Origin of the sequence: Acidovorax sp. (genome assembly GCF_027492855.1) — a bacterium.
Taxonomy (GTDB): domain Bacteria; phylum Pseudomonadota; class Gammaproteobacteria; order Burkholderiales; family Burkholderiaceae_C; genus Acidovorax.
Window position 1 is genome coordinate 1 of record NZ_JAPUDY010000066.1, and the last position, 17,089, is coordinate 17,089.

The 17,089-nt window shown below is 62.7% G+C and carries 15 protein-coding genes and 1 other RNA gene; 4 read left to right on the forward strand and 12 right to left on the reverse strand.

Annotation, left to right across the window (positions count from 1 at the left end):
* From rpsA to gyrA, 6 genes are all read right to left on the reverse strand, one after another.
* Positions 1-1,300: 30S ribosomal protein S1 (gene rpsA, locus Q0105_RS12420; RefSeq protein ID WP_298212203.1), on the reverse strand; the 1,300-nt coding region annotated here is incomplete at its 3' end.
* A gap of 208 nt (positions 1,301-1,508) precedes the next feature.
* Positions 1,509-3,551, reverse strand: a complete 2,043-nt coding sequence (locus tag Q0105_RS12425) for a bifunctional 3-phosphoshikimate 1-carboxyvinyltransferase/cytidylate kinase (protein WP_298212205.1) — start codon at positions 3,549-3,551, stop codon at positions 1,509-1,511.
* A gap of 135 nt (positions 3,552-3,686) precedes the next feature.
* Positions 3,687-4,559, reverse strand: coding sequence for a prephenate dehydrogenase/arogenate dehydrogenase family protein (locus Q0105_RS12430; RefSeq protein ID WP_298212207.1), 873 nt, complete (start codon positions 4,557-4,559; stop codon positions 3,687-3,689).
* 11 nt (positions 4,560-4,570) lie between these two features.
* Positions 4,571-5,668 carry a prephenate dehydratase gene (pheA, locus tag Q0105_RS12435; protein WP_298212209.1) on the reverse strand — a complete coding sequence of 366 codons (1,098 nt, stop codon included), beginning with the start codon at positions 5,666-5,668 and terminating at the stop codon, positions 4,571-4,573.
* 55 nt (positions 5,669-5,723) lie between these two features.
* The gene (serC, locus tag Q0105_RS12440) at positions 5,724-6,833 is read right to left on the reverse strand and encodes a 3-phosphoserine/phosphohydroxythreonine transaminase (protein WP_298212211.1); all 1,110 of its coding nucleotides are present in this window, start codon (positions 6,831-6,833) and stop codon (positions 5,724-5,726) included.
* Between the two features lie 108 nt (positions 6,834-6,941).
* Positions 6,942-9,614 (reverse strand): DNA gyrase subunit A, encoded by a 2,673-nt coding sequence (gene gyrA / locus Q0105_RS12445; RefSeq protein WP_298212213.1) that lies wholly within the window; start codon positions 9,612-9,614, stop codon positions 6,942-6,944.
* A gap of 225 nt (positions 9,615-9,839) precedes the next feature.
* On the opposite strand from gyrA, the gene ompA reads away from it, so the two are divergent.
* From ompA to ssrA, 4 genes are all read left to right on the forward strand, one after another.
* Positions 9,840-10,490, forward strand: a complete 651-nt coding sequence (ompA, locus tag Q0105_RS12450) for an outer membrane protein OmpA (protein WP_298212215.1) — start codon at positions 9,840-9,842, stop codon at positions 10,488-10,490.
* Positions 10,491-10,580: 90 nt separating this feature from the next.
* On the forward strand, positions 10,581-11,291 hold the full coding sequence (gene ubiG, locus Q0105_RS12455; protein WP_298212217.1) for a bifunctional 2-polyprenyl-6-hydroxyphenol methylase/3-demethylubiquinol 3-O-methyltransferase UbiG: 711 nt from the start codon (positions 10,581-10,583) through the stop codon (positions 11,289-11,291).
* Between the two features lie 10 nt (positions 11,292-11,301).
* Entirely contained in the window at positions 11,302-11,967 is a 666-nt protein-coding gene (locus Q0105_RS12460) for an HAD-IA family hydrolase (RefSeq protein WP_298212219.1), read from the forward strand.
* 12 nt (positions 11,968-11,979) lie between these two features.
* Positions 11,980-12,366: a transfer-messenger RNA gene (ssrA, locus tag Q0105_RS12465) on the forward strand.
* Between the two features lie 218 nt (positions 12,367-12,584).
* On the opposite strand, the gene Q0105_RS12470 is transcribed toward ssrA, so the two are convergent.
* From Q0105_RS12470 to Q0105_RS12495, 6 genes are all read right to left on the reverse strand, one after another.
* Entirely contained in the window at positions 12,585-13,490 is a 906-nt protein-coding gene (locus Q0105_RS12470; protein WP_298212220.1) for a pirin family protein, read from the reverse strand.
* Positions 13,491-13,509: 19 nt separating this feature from the next.
* Entirely contained in the window at positions 13,510-13,758 is a 249-nt protein-coding gene (locus Q0105_RS12475; RefSeq protein WP_298212222.1) for a DUF2789 family protein, read from the reverse strand.
* A gap of 46 nt (positions 13,759-13,804) precedes the next feature.
* On the reverse strand, positions 13,805-14,431 hold the full coding sequence (locus Q0105_RS12480; protein WP_298212223.1) for a hydrolase: 627 nt from the start codon (positions 14,429-14,431) through the stop codon (positions 13,805-13,807).
* A 56-nt stretch (positions 14,432-14,487) separates the two neighbouring features.
* On the reverse strand, positions 14,488-14,793 hold the full coding sequence (locus tag Q0105_RS12485; RefSeq protein ID WP_298212225.1) for a GNAT family N-acetyltransferase: 306 nt from the start codon (positions 14,791-14,793) through the stop codon (positions 14,488-14,490).
* 41 nt (positions 14,794-14,834) lie between these two features.
* Positions 14,835-16,643, reverse strand: coding sequence for a monovalent cation:proton antiporter-2 (CPA2) family protein (locus Q0105_RS12490; protein ID WP_298212227.1), 1,809 nt, complete (start codon positions 16,641-16,643; stop codon positions 14,835-14,837).
* A gap of 189 nt (positions 16,644-16,832) precedes the next feature.
* The gene (locus Q0105_RS12495) at positions 16,833-17,066 is read right to left on the reverse strand and encodes a DUF2630 family protein (RefSeq protein WP_298212229.1); all 234 of its coding nucleotides are present in this window, start codon (positions 17,064-17,066) and stop codon (positions 16,833-16,835) included.
* Positions 17,067-17,089 lie beyond the last annotated feature (23 nt).

Genomic DNA, 17,089 nt, shown 5'->3' on the forward strand with positions numbered 1-17,089 from the left:
TGATGCCCAGCGAGATGCGTTCGCGGTCCACGTCCACGGCCAGCACGATGGCTTCCACTTCCTGGCCCTTCTTGTAGTTGCGAACAGCGGCTTCGCCGGGTTCGTTCCACGAGAGGTCGGACAGGTGCACCAGGCCGTCGATGCCGGCAGCCAGGCCCACGAACACGCCGAAGTCGGTGATCGACTTGATCGGACCCTTGACGCGGTCACCGCGCTTCGTGTCCTGTGCGAATTCTTGCCATGGGTTGGCCTTGCACTGCTTCATGCCCAGGCTGATGCGGCGCTTGTCTTCGTCGATTTCCAGAACCATGACTTCGACTTCGTCGCCCAGCGAAACCAGCTTGGCGGGAGCGATGTTCTTGTTGGTCCAGTCCATTTCGGAGACGTGCACCAGGCCTTCGATGCCGGGTTCGAGTTCGACGAACGCGCCGTAGTCGGCAATGTTCGTGATCTTGCCGAACAGGCGGGTGCCTTGTGGGTAGCGGCGGTTCACGCCCATCCATGGGTCGTCGCCCATTTGCTTCAGACCCAGCGAGACACGGTTCTTCTCGGTGTCGAACTTCAGGATCTTGGCCGTGATTTCCTGGCCAGCCGTCACCACTTCGGATGGGTGACGCACGCGGCGCCATGCCATGTCGGTGATGTGCAGCAGGCCGTCGATGCCGCCCAGGTCCACGAACGCACCGTATTCGGTGATGTTCTTGACCACGCCTTGAACGATGGAGCCTTCCTTCAGGGTTTCCATCAGCTTGGCGCGCTCTTCGCCCATGGAGGCTTCCACCACGGCGCGGCGGCTCAGCACCACGTTGTTGCGCTTGCGGTCGAGCTTGATGACCTTGAATTCCAGGGTCTTGTTTTCGTAGGGCGTCAGGTCCTTGATAGGACGCGTGTCGATCAGCGAACCGGGCAGGAAGGCGCGGATGCCGTTGACCAGCACCGTGAGGCCGCCCTTGACCTTGCCGCTGGTCGTGCCAGTGACGAATTCGCCGGATTCCAGGGCCTTTTCCAGGCTCATCCACGAAGCCAGGCGCTTGGCGGTGTCGCGCGACAGGATGGTGTCGCCGTAGCCGTTTTCGATGGAGCCAATGGCCACCGACACGAAGTCACCCACTTGGACTTCGACTTCGCCCTTGTCGTTCTTGAACTCTTCCAGCGGCACGTAGGCTTCGGACTTGAGGCCGGCGTTGACCACCACGAAGTTGTGCTCGACGCGCACGACTTCGGCGGTGATCACTTCGCCTGGGCGCATTTCCGTACGCTGCAAAGATTCTTCAAAAAGGGCGGCAAAAGATTCGGACATGTGTTTCCTTGCCACAAACAGGATTCCGGCAGCACCATTGCTGTCGTTTTTATAGCTGCTTGCGGTGGTTTTTTGCGGCAGAGCCGCGGGTTAGGTTAACGATCCACACCGCCTGTGCGCTGGCGCGCGAGAGGGGCGGCGTGGGCCTGTGGCAAAGCCTTTCGGTCTTGCCTGCGGGGCCTCAGGTTGAGTGAAGGCCCCACACGTCTCAGCCCTGCGCAGCAGCTGCGAAGGGCTGGCGCTCTTGCCACCAGATCAACACCTGTTCGACGGCTTCATCAATCGTCAAATCGGAGTTGTCGAGGACCAGAGCATCCTGCGCGGGCTTCAAGGGTGCGACGCTGCGGGAACTGTCTCGCAGGTCGCGCGCCTCTAGGTCCGCGCGAAGGTCTTCGATATTAGCCGAAAAACCCTTTGAAATCAACTGTTTATAGCGGCGCTCCGCGCGGCAGGCGGCGCTGGCCGTCAAATAGACCTTGAGCGGGGCTTCGGGGAAGATCACGGTGCCCATGTCGCGGCCATCGGCCACCAGGCCCGGCAGGCGCTGGAAGCTGTGCTGCAGGTCGATCAGCGCCGTGCGCACGGCGGGCAGGGCGGACACGCGGGAGGCGTTCATCCCGGCTTCCTCGGTGCGGATGGCTTCGGTCACGTCGTCGTTGCCCAGCAACACCCGGCCGCCTTCAAAACGCACGGGCAGGGTCTGGGCCATGGTGGCGATGCGCGTTTCGTGCACTGCGTCAATGGCCAGGCCCGCGCGCAGGGCGGCCAGCGCGGTGACGCGGTACATCGCCCCCGAGTCGAGAAAGCGATAGCCCAGCCGCTGCGCCACGGCAGCTGCCACCGTGCCCTTGCCCGAGGCGGTGGGGCCGTCGATGCAGATCACCGGAATGTGCGCCGTGGCGACCTGGGCCACCGAGAACAGGGCTTCGAAATAGTCCGGAAAGGTCTTGGCCACGCACTTCGGGTCTTCGATGCGCACGGGCAAGCGGGCCGGATTGAAGGCCGCCAGCGAAAAACACATGGCCACGCGGTGGTCGTCGTAGGTGTGGATGCTGGCGGCTTTCCAGTCTGCAGTCTTGGCGGGCGGGGTGACGCGGATGAAATCTGCGCCTTCTTCTACCGTGGCGCCGAGCTTGCGCAACTCGATGGCCATGGCCGCCAGGCGGTCGGTCTCTTTCACGCGCCAACTGGCGATGTTGGTCAGCGTGGTGGTGCCGTTGGCATACAGCGCCATCACGGCCAGCGTCATGGCGGCGTCGGGAATGTGGTTGCAGTCCAGCTCAATGGCTTTGAGGGGCCAGGCGCCGCGTTCGATCTGCAACCAGTTGGGGCCGCCCGTGACCAGGGCGCCCATGGCGCGCGCTGCCTCAACAAAACGGATGTCGCCCTGGATGGAGCCCAGCCCCACCCCCAAAATCTTGATGCCTTTTGGGCTGCTACCGCTTGATGTGATTGCCCCAAGTGCTATGAAATAGCTAGCGGAAGAGGCGTCAGCCTCCACATGGATGTCGCCCGGCGACTGGTAGCGGCTGCCTGCGGCAATCGTGAAGCGCTGCCAGTTCTGGTGTTCGACCACGATGCCAAAACGCGCCAGCAATTGCAGGGTGATGGCGATGTAGGGCTTGGAGATCAGCTCGCCCACCACTTCGATCACGATGCTCTGCGTGCCCGCCGCAAGCGGCAGCGCCATGAGCAGGGCGGTGAGGAACTGGCTCGATACGTCGCCGCGCACGCGGATGGGCTCGTTCAGCGCCAGCGCGGGCACGCCCTGGCTGTGTGCGATTCGCAGCGGCGGGTAGCCGTCATTGCCCAGGTAGTCGATCTGGCAGCCCAGTTGGCGCAGGGCATCGACGAGGTCGCCAATGGGGCGCTCGTGCATGCGCGGCACGCCCGACAGCTCGAACTCGCCACCCAGCAGCGCCAGCGCTGCCGTGAGGGGGCGCATGGCCGTGCCGGCATTGCCCATGAAGAGTTTTGCGGGCGATTGGGGTGTGCGCCCGCCCAGGCCGGTGATGCGCACGGTGTTGTTATTGCTGCCCGCTGTTTCATCCACGGTGCAGCCGATCTGGCGCAGGGCGTCCAGCATCACGCGGGTGTCGTCGGACGCCAGCAGGTCGTGCACGGCGGTGGTGCCGTTGCTCAGCGCAGCCAGCAGCAGCACGCGGTTGGAGATGCTCTTGGAGCCGGGCAGGTGGATTTCACCCGCGGCCGCTTGCAGCGGGGGCAGATCGAGGAAGGCAGTGCTGTACATCGGTATCTTTCGTCCGTTGGCGCCAGCGCTTTTCGCAACTGGCGCAGACCCATCCCAGTGCACCCGTGGAACTGGCTTTGCCAGGCCACCGGGTGCGTCCCCCTTGGGGGAAGGCGCCGAAGGCGACTCAGGGGGTTACTTGCGTTTCGCTCCCATGCGCCAGTGGGCACGGGTTTCGCTGGCCAGGGTCAGCATGTCTTCCAGCGCCTGCGCATTGCCTTTTTCCATGGCCTGCTCGATGTTGCGCAGCGACTGTTGGAACAGCTTGGACTGGGCGAGCAGTTCCTCCCGGTTGGCCAGCAGGATGTCGCGCCACATCTTGGGGTCGCTGGCTGCGATGCGGGTGAAATCCCGGAACCCGGGGCCTGCCAGGGACAGGAAATCGTCGCCATGTGCTTGCCCCGTGATGCTGTTCATCATGGAAAAGGCCAGCAGGTGGGGCAGGTGGCTGACGGCGGCGAAGGCTGCGTCGTGCGATTCGGGCGACATGCTGGTCACGCGGCTGCCCAGCGCGGCCCAGAGCTTTTCAGCGTTTTGAAGCTGGACGGTGAGGGTGCGCTCGGTAGGGGTCAGGATGACCTGGCGCCCGCTGTAGAGGTCTGCCTCGGCATGCTCCACGCCCGACACCTCGCGCCCCGTGATCGGGTGCGCGGGCACGAACGAGCCCACCTGGTCGCGCAAGGCGCGCTGCGCGGCCTGCACCACGTCGGCCTTGGTCGAGCCCACGTCCATGATGAGCATTTGGGGGGTGACCAGGTGCTTGATGGCCTTCAGGGTGGCTTCGGTGGCGGCCACGGGCACGGCCACCAGCACAATGTCGGCGCCCGCCACGGCGAGCAGGGCCGATGGGGCCTCGACGTCGATCACGCCCAACTGGCGCGCGCGGTCGGTGGTGGAGGGTGACTTGCTGTAGCCCACCACGCGTTTGACGAGGCCCGCTTTTTTCATGGCTAGGGCGAACGAGCCCCCCATGAGCCCGCAGCCGATCAGTCCGAGTTGTTCAAACATGGCGGCGCTCCTCAGGAAGACACGGGGTAGGTGCCCAGAACCTTGTAGAACGCGCACAGGCTGCGCAGTTCTTCCAGCGCCCGCGCCACATGGGGTTGCGCGGGATGGCCGTCGAGGTCGATATAAAAGTAGTACTCCCACTGGCCGGTGCGCGCGGGACGCGACTCGAAACGCGTCATGGACACACCGTGTGTCTTGAGCGGCACCAGCAAGTCGTGCACTGCGCCGGGCTGGTTGGGCACCGACACCACGAGGCTGGTGCAGTCCTTGCCCGATGGCGGGGGTGTTTGCAGCGTGTGCGGCAGGCAGATGATGGCAAAACGCGTGCGGTTGTAGGCGTCGTCCTGGATGGCATGCGCCACGATGTGCAGCCCGAACTGGGCGGCGGCGCGCTCGCTGGACAGCGCTGCCCAGGCGGGGTTGGTGGTGGCCAGGCGGGCGCCCTCGGCATTGCTGGACACCGGACGGCGTTCGGCATGTGGCAGGTGTTTGGTCAGCCAGGCCTGGCACTGCGCCAGCGCCTGCGGGTGGGCCAGCACTACTTCGATACCGTCGAGCGAGTTGGTGGTGCGCAGCAGGTTGTGCCGCACCAGCAGGCTCACCTCGCCCACCACGTGGGTGGGGGTGTGCAGGAAGAGGTCGAGCGAGCGTGTAACCACGCCTTCGGTGGAGTTCTCCACGCCCACCACGCCATATTGGGCGCTGCCCGCAGCGGTGGCGTGAAACACCTCGTCGAAATTGGCGCAATACATGAGATCGGCCGCACCGCCGAAAAACTCGATGGCAGCCTGCTCGCAGAAGGTGCCTTCGGGGCCAAGCACGGCCACGCGCTGGGGCGATTCGAGCGCCAGGCAGGCCGACATGATCTCGCGCCAGATGGCGGCCACATGTGCTCCCTTGAGCGGGCCGGGGTTGGCGGTCTGGATCTTCTCGATGACCTGCGCCACGCGGTCGGGGCGGAAGAAGGGCGTGCCTTCGCGTTTCTTGACTTCGCCCACTTGCTCGGCCACCAGTGCGCGCTGGTTGAGCAGCGTGAGCAGTTGCTGGTCGATGGAGTCGATCTGTACGCGCAGGCTGGCGAGATCAGGCGAGGCTTGGGGATTGTTCATGGACGGTGGAGCGTCTGTGCGGGCTCTTGAAGCAGTTTTTGTACCGGGCGCTTTTTCAAGCTTGCTTTTGCTCAAATTCTCGCATGTAGTCCACCAACGCCTGCACGCCCGCGAGCGGCATGGCGTTGTAGATGCTGGCGCGCATGCCGCCCACGGACTTGTGGCCCTTGAGTTGCAGCAGGCCGCGCGCCTTGGCACCGACCAGGAACGCGTCGTTGCGGCTTTCGTCGCGCAGGAAGAACGGGATGTTCATGCGCGAGCGGCAGTTGGCGGCCACCTTGTTCACATACAGCTGCGAGCTGTCGATGGCGTTGTAGAGCAGGGCGGCCTTGGCGATGTTGCGCTGCTCCATGGCGGCCACGCCGGTGAGGCTGCCTTCGGTCTGGCGCTTGAGCCACTGGAAGGTGAGGCCTGCCATGTAGATGCCCCAGGTGGGCGGGGTGTTGTACATCGACTGGTTGTCGGCCACGATTTTGTAGTCGAAGGCGCTGGGGCAGGCGGGCAGGGCATGGCCCAGCAGGTCGTCACGCACCACCACCAGGGTCAGGCCCGCGGGGCCCAGGTTCTTTTGCGCGCCGCCAAAAGCCAGGCCCACGCGGCTCCAATCCACAGGCCGCGACGCCACGTGCGACGAAAAATCAATGACCAGGGGCGCATCGCTGCCCAGGGCCTTCAGGTCGGGCAACTGGTGGAACTCAATGCCGTTGATGGTTTCGTTGCTGCACAGGTGCAGATAACTTGCGCCCCGGCTGACCGTCCAGGAGGCCGGGTCGGGCAGGGTGGTGAAGCCGGTGTCTTCGGCGGACGCCACGATGTTCACCTCCGAGGCGTACTTGCGCGCTTCCTTTTGCGACTTCTGGCTCCAACTGCCCGTCACCACAAAATCGACCGTTCCAGCGCGTGAGAGGTTCAGCGGCACGATGGCGTTTTCGGCCAGCCCGCCACCCTGCATGAACAGGATTTTGAAGTCGGGGGGCACGGCCAGCAGCGTGCGCAGATCGGACTCTGCCTGCTCGTAGATGGCCAGGAACTCCTTGCCACGGTGGCTCATCTCCATCACGCCCATGCCACTGCCGTGCCAGTCCAGCATTTCGGCGGCGGCTTGTTCCAGCACTTCGGTGGGGATGGCGGCCGGGCCGGCCGAGAAGTTGTAGGGGCGGGTCATGTTTATCAATCAAAAAGGCTGCTAGCGCTTATTGAATAAGCGCTAGCAGCTTTACTTTTAATAGCACGTCGGGTGCCATCCCATCGGAGCTGCACCCGCAGGGCGGGCTCAGGCGTCGGGTGCTTCCGGGGTGTTGGAGGCTGCGGGAGATTCGCCGTCGGTGTTGCCTTCGCCATCCACCTCGGGGTCGGCCACGTTGGCATCGTTTTCAACAATGCGCTGCAGGCCGCTGAGTTGGGAGCCTTCGTCCAGTGCGATCAGCGTGACGCCCTGTGTGGCGCGGCCCAGCTCGCGGATCTCGGACACGCGGGTGCGCACCAGCACGCCCTTGTCGGTGATCAGCATGATCTCGTCGTCGGCGTGCACCAGCGTGGCGGCCACGACCTTGCCGTTGCGTTCGCTTTGCTGGATCGCAATCATCCCCTTGGTGCCACGGCCATGGCGCGTGTATTCGGTGATGCTGGTGCGCTTGCCATAGCCGTTTTCGGTGGCGGTGAGCACGCTTTGGGTTTCGTCCTCGGCCACCAGCATGGCGATCACGCTCTGGCCGTCTTCCAGCATCATGCCGCGCACGCCGCGCGCCTGGCGGCCCAGGGGGCGCACGTCGTTCTCGTCAAAGCGCACGGCCTTGCCGCCGTCGCTGAACAGCATCACATCGTGTTTGCCATCGGTGAGTGCGGCGCCGATCAGGTAGTCGCCATCGTCGAGGTTGACGGCAATGATGCCGCCCTTGCGGGGATTGCTGAATTCATCCAGCGCCGTCTTCTTGACGGTGCCCATGCTCGTGCCCATGAACACATAGCGATCGGCGGGGAAGGTGCGCATGTCGCCCGTGAGCGGCAGCACCACGTTGATCTTCTCGCCATCCTGCAGCGGGAACATGTTGACGATGGGCCGCCCGCGCGAGCCGCGCGAACCGGCGGGCACTTCCCAGACCTTGAGCCAGTACAGGCGGCCCCGGTTGGAGAAGCACAGGATGTAGTCGTGCGTGTTGGCGATGAAAAGCTGGTCGATCCAGTCGTCTTCTTTGGTTGCCGTTGCCTGCTTGCCGCGCCCACCGCGCTTTTGGGCGCGGTATTCGGACAGGGGCTGGCTCTTGATGTAGCCCGTGTGCGAAAGCGTCACCACCATGTCGGTGGGGGTAATCAGGTCTTCGGTGGAGAGATCCTGCGCGCTGTACTCCACCACGCTGCGGCGGGCGCCCAGTTTGTGCTGGCCGAACTCCTGCTTGATGGAAGTCAACTCGTCGCCAATGATGGTGGAGACGCGCTCGGGCTTGGCCAGGATGTCCAGGAGGTCTTCGATGACCGCCATGACTTCCTTGTACTCGGCCACGATCTTGTCCTGCTCCAGCCCGGTCAGGCGCTGCAGGCGCATCTGCAAAATTTCTTGTGCCTGGGTTTCCGACAGGCGGTACAGGCCGTCCTGGCCCATGCCGAATTCGCGCTCCAGGCCCTCGGGGCGGTAGTCGTCGGCGCTGATCACGCCGCCGTCGGCACGCGTGCGGGTGAGCATCTCGCGCACCAGCTTGCTGTCCCACGAGCGGGCCATCAGTTCGGACTTGGCCACCGGCGGGGTGGGGGCGTTGCGGATGATGGCGATGAAATCGTCAATATTGGCCAGCGCCACGGCCAGGCCTTCGAGCACGTGGCCCCGGTCGCGCGCCTTGCGCAGCTCGAACACCGTGCGGCGCGTCACCACTTCGCGGCGGTGCTGCAAGAAGACGACGATCAGGTCCTTGAGGTTGCACAGGCGCGGCTGGCCATCGACCAGTGCCACCATGTTCATGCCGAAGGTGTCTTGCAACTGCGTCTGCTTGTACAGGTTGTTGAGCACCACCTCGGGCACTTCGCCGCGCTTGAGCTCGATCACCAGGCGCATGCCCGACTTGTCGGACTCGTCCTGGATGTGGCTGATGCCTTCGATTTTCTTCTCGTGCACCAGCTCGGCCATGCGTTCCTGCAGCGTCTTCTTGTTGACCTGGTAGGGCAGCTCGTCCACGATGATCGCCTGGCGCTGGCCGCGGTCGATGTCCTCGAAATGGCAGCGGGCGCGCATGATCACGCGCCCACGCCCCGTGCGGTAACCGTCCTTCACGCCATTGATGCCGTAGATGATGCCGGCTGTGGGGAAGTCAGGGGCCGGGATGATCTCCATCAACTCGTCGATGGTGGTTTCGGGGTTGCGCAGCATGTGCAGGCACGCATCCACCACCTCGTTGAGGTTGTGCGGCGGGATGTTGGTGGCCATGCCCACCGCAATACCGGCCGAGCCGTTGACCAGCAGATTGGGGAGCTTGCTGGGTAAAACCAGCGGTTCTTTTTCGCTGCCGTCGTAGTTGGGGCCGAAATCGACGGTTTCCTTGTCGATGTCGCCCAGCATTTCGTGCGCGATTTTCGCCAGGCGGATTTCGGTATATCGCATGGCAGCCGCGTTGTCACCATCCACCGAGCCGAAATTGCCCTGGCCATCCACCAGCATGTGGCGCAGCGAGAAGTCCTGCGCCATCCGAACGATGGTGTCGTACACCGCCGAATCGCCGTGCGGGTGGTACTTACCAATCACGTCACCCACGATACGGGCCGACTTCTTATAAGGCCGGTTCCAATCGTTGTTGAGCTCGTGCATCGCAAAAAGTACGCGGCGGTGCACAGGCTTCAAGCCGTCGCGCGCATCGGGCAGGGCCCGACCCACGATCACGCTCATCGCGTAATCGAGATAACTGCGCCGCATCTCCTCTTCAAGGCTGATGGGCAGGGTTTCTTTGGCAAACTGGGTCATTGGAGGGCGGCGGCGGTGGCAAAGGAGAGTCATTTTAGGGGTAAGACCGTGTAGCGACCACGCAACATATCGAAGCAATTCAGGTTTTGTCCTACGGGCCTCGGGCCGTCACCACCGCTTTTGCCCAGTTACGTATGGCACAATCATTCGAACGCTTTGGGTGGTGGTCATCCCAAGCGTCCTGATTCGCAGCGCGGCTGCGGCTTTTTCCCCAAGAGGAGAACCATGAAGAAACTGAACAAAGTGGCGATGTTGTTTGCCTCTGCAGCGCTCGCAACCGCCGCTGGCGCACAAACCGTTGACAACTGGAGAAACGCTTCTGGCATCGTCTGGAAGAACGGTACCAACGAATACTGCTGGCGCGATGCCAACTGGACGCCCGCAACGGCTGCCGCTGGTTGCGACGGTGCTATCGCTGCTCCCGCTCCTGCCGCCGCAGCTGCTCCAGCACCTGCTGCCGCTCCAGCACCTGCTGCCGCTCCAGCACCCGCACCTGCACCAGCACCCGCTGTGGCCACCAAGGTGACCTACGCCGCTGACGCATTCTTCGACTTCGACAAGTCGGTGCTGAAGCCAGAAGGCAAGGCCAAGCTGGACGATCTGGTCTCCAAGGTCAAGGGCATCAACCTGGAAGTCATCATCGCCGTGGGTCACACCGACTCCGTGGGCTCTGATGCTTACAACCAGAAGCTGTCGGTCCGCCGTTCTGAAGCCGTGAAGGCTTATCTGGTGTCCAAGGGCATCGAAAAGAACCGCGTGTACACCGAAGGCAAGGGTGAAAAGCAACCCGTGGCTGACAACAAGACTGCCGAAGGCCGTGCCAAGAACCGCCGCGTGGAAATCGAAGTGGTCGGTACCCGCGCCGCTGCCAAGTAATCTTCGGATTGCTTCACAAAAAAGCCCCGGTAACGGGGCTTTTTTGCGTCTGGAGCCTTTCTGGCTCCGCCTTCATGGACAATGACTGGTATGAGTGACACCGTTAACGCAGACCCGGCCGAGCTGGCCAAATTTTCAGAACTAGCCCACCGCTGGTGGGACCCGGACAGCGAATTTCGCCCCTTGCACCAGATCAATCCGCTGCGACTTGATTGGATCAATGGGTTTTGCGGACTGTCTGGCAAGCGGGTGCTGGATGTGGGTTGTGGCGGCGGCATCCTGGCCGATTCCATGGCACGCAAAGGTGCCGATGTATTGGGTATCGATCTGGCATCCAAGGCACTGCGTGTGGCGCAGTTGCATGCGCTGGAAGCAGGAACCCAGAATATTCGCTACCAGGAAATCAGCGTGGAAGCGCTGGCCAAAGAGCAGCCCGCGAGCTTTGACGCGGTGACGTGCATGGAAATGCTGGAACATGTTCCAGACCCCGCATCCGTGGTGCGCGCGTGTTCGGAGTTGGTGAAGCCGGGCGGATGGGTGTTTTTCTCCACCATCAACCGCAATGCCAAGGCATTCATGTTGGCCATTGTCGGCGCGGAGTATGTGTTGAACATGCTGCCCCGTGGTACGCACGAATATGCCAAGATGATTCGCCCCAGCGAGCTAGCCACCGCCTGCCGCAGCGCCCATCTCGATGTTCTGCACACCAAAGGCCTTGAATACAACCCGTTGACGAAGCGGTATTGGCTCAGTGCAGACACCAGCGTGAATTATTTGTTTGCCACCCGGCGTGCAGTTTGAGGTGGTGCCTATGTTTCATAACATTCGCGCCGTACTTTTTGATCTGGATGGAACGCTGATAGACAGCGCCCCGGATTTGGGCGCCGCCGCCGACAAAATGCGAACGGATCGCGGTTTGCCCTCTTTGCCCCCCGTGCGGTATCGGCCCATGGCGGGCGCTGGCGCGCGTGGCATGCTGGGGGAAGCCTTTGGCATGACCCCGGATCACCCAGAATTTGCCGCTTTGCGGGAAGAATTCTTCGCAAACTATGAATCGCGGATGACTGAGAACACCACGATTTTTGAAGGCGTACCAGAGCTGGTCGACCAGATTTTGCAACGCAACATGGCATGGGGTGTGGTCACCAACAAAGCGGCACGTTTTACCGAGCCGTTGACCCGCGCGATTCCGTTGTTTGTTACCGCCGGGGCGGTTGTGAGCGGCGACACCACTCCCCACGCGAAGCCGCACCCCGCCCCCTTGCTGGAGGCCGCTGCACGTCTGCAATTGCCCCCTGAGCAATGTATCTATGTAGGGGATGACGAACGCGATATCGTTGCAGGCCTGGCTGCGGGCATGGGCACAGTGGCTGCTACCTATGGTTATCTGGGCGCCAAAACCGACCCCAGGGAATGGGGAGCACACGCAACAATTAAATCTCCCTCGGAGCTCTTGCAACTGCTCGCATACGCCTAAAATAGAGGACTTGGGGCTGTCCTGGTTTCGACGTGGGTTCGGAATCGGCGTGGTGCATGTCGAGCTTGAGTCACGCTCGTAAATCTCGATTTAAAAAACTAACTGCAAACGACGAACGTTTCGCACTCGCTGCTTAATTGCCAGTGAGCCTTGCAACAGTTGGCCGATGGGCTGGGCAAGGGGGTTCTGAGCAATCAGTGCCTCCCGGCTGCAAGGATAATTACATGGGCTGGCTTTGATCCGGGTACCTTGGATTGAAGCGAGAAAATAGGGTGCTGGCGGCCTGTGTAGCGTGCGACTGCGCGACACAGGCGGCGAGATTCAAAACAGACCGCTAAACATGTAGATCTGCCCGGTGAAGGCTTGCGGACGCGGGTTCAATTCCCGCCAGCTCCACCATACAAGACACCGCCACACTCTGGAAACCCCAGGTTGTGGCGGTTTTTCTTTGTCTTTCGGGGTCTGGTGGTGTTCTGAAAATTGCACCGATCCGATTTACCCCGCCCTGCGCCATTCAGCCTCCAGCTTTCGATAGTCCTTGCAGGTGAAATTTTTTCAAGCTCCAACGCAAGAGCGCCCATTGGTCCATTTCAAGACAAGAAAGTGGACTCTGACTTTTAGCTGCGAACCTTGAGTTGCACACCAGCCAGGCTGGGGGCCTGCAACGGTGCGGCAATGCTGCCGGGCTGCACGCTACCGAAGCGCTCGTTTCCGGCATTCCAGTCGGACAGCGCCTGTTCCATTTCGGCCTGGGTCCGGGCGACGAAATTCCACCACAACAAAATATCTTCAGCGAAGGGCTCGCCGCCCAGCACCAGCAATTGGGCCGCGTTGTCGGTTTGGAGGCTGAGTGTGCCGCGTCCGGGGGGGAAATACAGCAACTCCTCTTGCTCCAGCGCCTCGCCCTCGACTTGGGCCGAGCCGCTTAGCACCAGCACGGCGTATTCGAACTGAGGGTTCAGTGCCAATTGGGTGCGCGCGGCACTTTTGCTGGCGAAGTCGATGCCAACCATCGGGCTATAGACCTGGGTGGGCGCGGTGTGGCCGAGTGCCGTGCCAGCCAATACTGTGGCGGTGAAGCCGTCGGCCTGCACCACTGGCAGATTGGCATAGTTGCAGAACGCGGGCTCACGGTGGCGTTGCGAATCGGGCAGGGCGATCCACAGCTGGGCGGCGTGCAGGCGGCCGCCGTCGGTCACAGAGTCCTCGGTGTGGGCTATGCCGCGGCCGGCGGTCATCAGGTTGACCTGGCCGGGGCGGATGACCTGCTCGTTGCCAAGCGAGTCGCGGTGCATTACCTCGCCCTCGATCAACCAGGTAAAGGTTTGCAGCCCGATGTGCGGGTGCGCGCCGACGTGCAGGCCCTTGCCGGGGCCGAATTGCACCGGGCCTGCATGGTCCAGAAAGCACCAGGCGCCAACAGTGCGGCGTTCGCGGTGGGGCAGCGCGCGGCGAATGGGCGTGTCTTCACCAACGATGGATACGCGCGCGGCATAGCGGTGGGGTGGGGGTGGGAGGGCCACGGCTCAAGTCCTTTCGTACTCAACCGCGCAAGGCGGTGTTCAATTGATCGATCAATTCGCTCCACGGCGGCTCGTCGCGCTGCATTTCTTCGCGCAGGAACTGGGCCTGTCCGGCCGACCAGAAAGGTGCGTCGGCCAGCAATATCTGGCCTTTGAGGGGTCGGTGGCCATTGATGAAGTCAGCGATGTCGGCGGGCGTGCTGGACAGGCCTAGCTGATCGAACAGATCAGAAAAATGAGCGCATTGCTCAGGCAGCAGATGGGACATGGGATTCTTTGTTTTTCAGTGAATGGGGCGTTTCGAAGCGCGGGGCTCAGCGGCGGCTCTTGAGCGCATGGTGGCCGCCGAAATAGCTGCCTAGCACTGCGCGCAAACGATCTGCGCCGGGGCGGCTCCAGTCGCGCTGCAGCTCGCCAGCCAGGCCGATCACGGTGATGGGGCGGGCGCCCGCTTGTTCCATGCGGCGCATGGCGGCGTCGTGCGCGGTTTTGCTGACGCCGCCGATCGCGTCTTCGACCACATACACCTCATAGCCTGCGTGCAGGGCGTCGAGCACGGGAAACGCTACGCAGATTTCGGTCCAGAGGCCGGCCACGATGAGCTTTTTACGCCCGGTTGTCTCGACGGCGGCGCGGAAATCGGGGTCTTCCCATGAGTTGAGCGTGTTGCGGTCGATCTCGGGGGCGTTGTTCAGCGCGGCATGCAACTCCGTGTTGGTGCCTTTCATGCCGCGCATTTTCATGCCTACGGTAGACAGCACCACGGGCAGTGCGTAGGCGGTAGCCAACTGACCGAGCGTGACAACGTTGACCAGCAACTCGTCCACGGGCATGGATTGCATGCCAGCGTACTGGTCCGGTTGATAGTCGATGAAGGTGATGACGGCGTTGTCGGGGGTCAACAGCCAGTCGTCGCTGCGAGAAGGGGTGATGCCATTCATGGAGCTCTCCAAAGGTTTTGTTGAAGGGTGCGGTGATGAATTGCGTCGGCCTGGAGTCAGGCCTTGGCGCCGTGGTACAGGGAATTGGCCTGGTACTCGGGGTGCTTGTCGATGTAGGCCTTCACGAAGGGGCAGTCGGGCCGCACTTTCAGGTGGTTGTTGGCAGCGTAGTCGAGGATGTACCTGATCAGCTTGCTGCCAACACCTTTGCCCGCCAGTTCGTTGGGCACGATGGTGTGCCGGTAGGCAATGCCACTGGGAAAACGCTCGAACACCTCGTAGGCCATGTGGCCGTCTATGTGCAGTTCAAAGCGGTGCTCGGCTTCGTTGAGGATGACTTCTGAGGTCTCGTCACTGGCCATGGGCGGTCTCCTTGCTGTGAAATGGATGAATGCAGCAAAGCTCAGGCAGCGCCTTCAGGGGCTGGCTGGCCTGGCGCGGATTTGTGGTTGTCCTTGGGTGGCTCGATGTAGTCGATGTTGCCCAGCAACAGCGCGCGGCCAGCGAAGTCACCGCCCGAGGTCTCCAGCGCGAACCGTTCGGCGTCGCGGCTGCGCACCGCGTCGGTCAACGCATTGGCCTCGTCCTCGGTGGCTCCCAGGGCCAATGCGGTCTGGCGGCCCATCTGCACGGCGGATTCAAAGGTTTCACGCACGGCGACGTCAACGTCGTGTTTGATCAATTCCAGCGCGTGCTGTCGGTCATAGGCGCGCACGATCAGGCGGCTTTGCGGGAACTCGCGCCGCACGTTTTCTGCGATGCGCGTGGCCGCGTCCTTGTCGTCTACGCAGACGATGATGGCGCGCGCGTGGTGCGCGCCTGCAGCGTGCAGCACGTCGGCCCGTGCGCCATCGCCGTAATAGACTTTGAAGCCATAAGGCAGCGCATGGCGGGTCACGTCCGGGTCGTTGTCGATGATGGACAACTGCACGCCCATGGCCAGCGGCGCCTGGCTGGCGATCTGGCCGACGCGACCGAAACCGATGATGAGCACGCTGCCGTGCAGGTCGTGCGGTTTTTCCACGCCGTCGAGGGTGGCTTCCACCTTGCTTGCATAACGCTTGTGCACAGCCACCACTATGGGTGTGATGGCCATGGAGAGCACGACGATGGCGGTCATGTTGGCGTTGATCTCAGGCGTGAGCACTTGCAGCTTGAGCCCTTCGGCAAACAGCACGAAGGCGAATTCGCCGCCCTGGGCCATGAGGATGGCGCGGTCGATGGCGTCGCTGTGGTTGCTGCGGGCGAAGCGTGCCACCGCGTAAATGCAGATCGCCTTGCCCACCATCAGCGCGATCACGCCTGAGACGATGAGCTGCCAGTTGCGGGCCACCACGTCCAGGTCCAGCGCCATGCCCACGCCCAGGAAGAAAAGGCCCAGCAGCAGGCCACGGAAGGGTTCGACGTCGGCTTCAAGCTGGTGGCGGAAGGTGGACTCTGACAGCAGCACGCCCGCAACGAAGGCGCCCATGGCCATGGACAGGCCGCCTTGTTCCATCAGCAGCGCCGCACCCAGCACCACCAGCAGAGCGGCAGCGGTCATGACCTCGCGGGCCTTGGACTTGGCCAGCAGTCCGAACAAGGGGTTCAGCAGCCACAGGCCGGCACCCACCAGCGTGCCCAGCGCCAGGACGGCAATGCCGGCGCGTTGCCACAGCGGTGAGGTAGCGGCCGCCACGGCATCCGGCGGCGCCAGGAAGGCCACCACGGCCAGCAAGGGCACGATCAGCAGGTCTTCGAACAACAGGATCGAGACGATACGCTGCCCGCGTGGTGCGAGGATGTCGCCCCGCTCCGCCAGCACCTGCATGACGATGGCCGTGGACGTGAGCACGAAGCCCGATGCGCACACAAAGGACACCTGCCACGAGAAGCCAAATGCCATGGAAACGGCAGTGAGAAACATGGCACAGACAACCACCTGCAGGGTACCCAGCCCAAAAATCTGGCCGCGCAGGCTCCACAGGTGCGAGGGCTTCATTTCCAGCCCGATGACGAAGAGGAACATCACCACGCCGAGCTCGGCCACGTGGATGATGGTTTGCGCGTCGGTCACCAGCGCCAGGCCAAAAGGCCCAATGGCCAGGCCCGCTGCCAGGTACCCAAGCACCGAGCCCAGCCCGATGCGTTTGAACAGCGGCACTGCCACCACCGCTGCGCCCAGCAGCGTGACGATGCCCACCAATTGGCTGGTGCTTCCCTCAACGGCCATGAATTGTTCCCTGTTTATTGTGAAGTTTTGGCATGCGGCATGCCCTTTGCCTTGGAAGGCCAACGGCTCGTCAGGCCATCAGAGAGCCCATCAAGCCGTGTGTGCTGAACGCTTGGTCCGCAGCCTGGTTTTTTGAGTATGCCGTCAGCCCATGCCACCCGCCGCAGCGGTGCCATGGCATGTGCGGAATCAGCCTTTGTAGCCCTCTACCGTGCCCGCATCGCGGAGCGCGGCGTCGTCGGGGTTGCGCCCGAACTCGCGCAGCGCGCGGCGTTGGCGCAGCAGGTCCCAGCACTGATCGAGCTGGTGCTCCACATCGCGCAGTCGGTTGCCGCTCGGGTCCTGGGCCGAGCCCGCGCTGCGCAGCGCTTCTTCTTCTGCGACGAGCTTGTTGATGTGCTTGAGGATGTTGTTGTCTTCCATGCATGCTCCTTGTCTGTTGTTCG

Excerpts from the sequence above, each read along its gene's own strand:
- Q0105_RS12460 (WP_298212219.1), top strand. The coding sequence starts at position 11,302 with ATGTTTCATAACATTCGCGCCGTACTTTTTGATCTGGATGGAACGCTG.
- Q0105_RS12485 (WP_298212225.1), bottom strand. The coding sequence starts at position 14,793 with ATGGCCAGTGACGAGACCTCAGAAGTCATCCTCAACGAAGCCGAGCAC.
- Q0105_RS12480 (WP_298212223.1), bottom strand. The coding sequence starts at position 14,431 with ATGAATGGCATCACCCCTTCTCGCAGCGACGACTGGCTGTTGACCCCC.
- gyrA (WP_298212213.1), bottom strand. The coding sequence starts at position 9,614 with ATGACCCAGTTTGCCAAAGAAACCCTGCCCATCAGCCTTGAAGAGGAG.
- Q0105_RS12475 (WP_298212222.1), bottom strand. The coding sequence starts at position 13,758 with ATGTCCCATCTGCTGCCTGAGCAATGCGCTCATTTTTCTGATCTGTTC.
- Q0105_RS12430 (WP_298212207.1), bottom strand. The coding sequence starts at position 4,559 with ATGTTTGAACAACTCGGACTGATCGGCTGCGGGCTCATGGGGGGCTCG.
- ubiG (WP_298212217.1), top strand. The coding sequence starts at position 10,581 with ATGAGTGACACCGTTAACGCAGACCCGGCCGAGCTGGCCAAATTTTCA.
- Q0105_RS12490 (WP_298212227.1), bottom strand. The coding sequence starts at position 16,643 with ATGGCCGTTGAGGGAAGCACCAGCCAATTGGTGGGCATCGTCACGCTG.
- pheA (WP_298212209.1), bottom strand. The coding sequence starts at position 5,668 with ATGAACAATCCCCAAGCCTCGCCTGATCTCGCCAGCCTGCGCGTACAG.
- Q0105_RS12495 (WP_298212229.1), bottom strand. The coding sequence starts at position 17,066 with ATGGAAGACAACAACATCCTCAAGCACATCAACAAGCTCGTCGCAGAA.
- serC (WP_298212211.1), bottom strand. The coding sequence starts at position 6,833 with ATGACCCGCCCCTACAACTTCTCGGCCGGCCCGGCCGCCATCCCCACC.
- Q0105_RS12425 (WP_298212205.1), bottom strand. The coding sequence starts at position 3,551 with ATGTACAGCACTGCCTTCCTCGATCTGCCCCCGCTGCAAGCGGCCGCG.
- ompA (WP_298212215.1), top strand. The coding sequence starts at position 9,840 with ATGAAGAAACTGAACAAAGTGGCGATGTTGTTTGCCTCTGCAGCGCTC.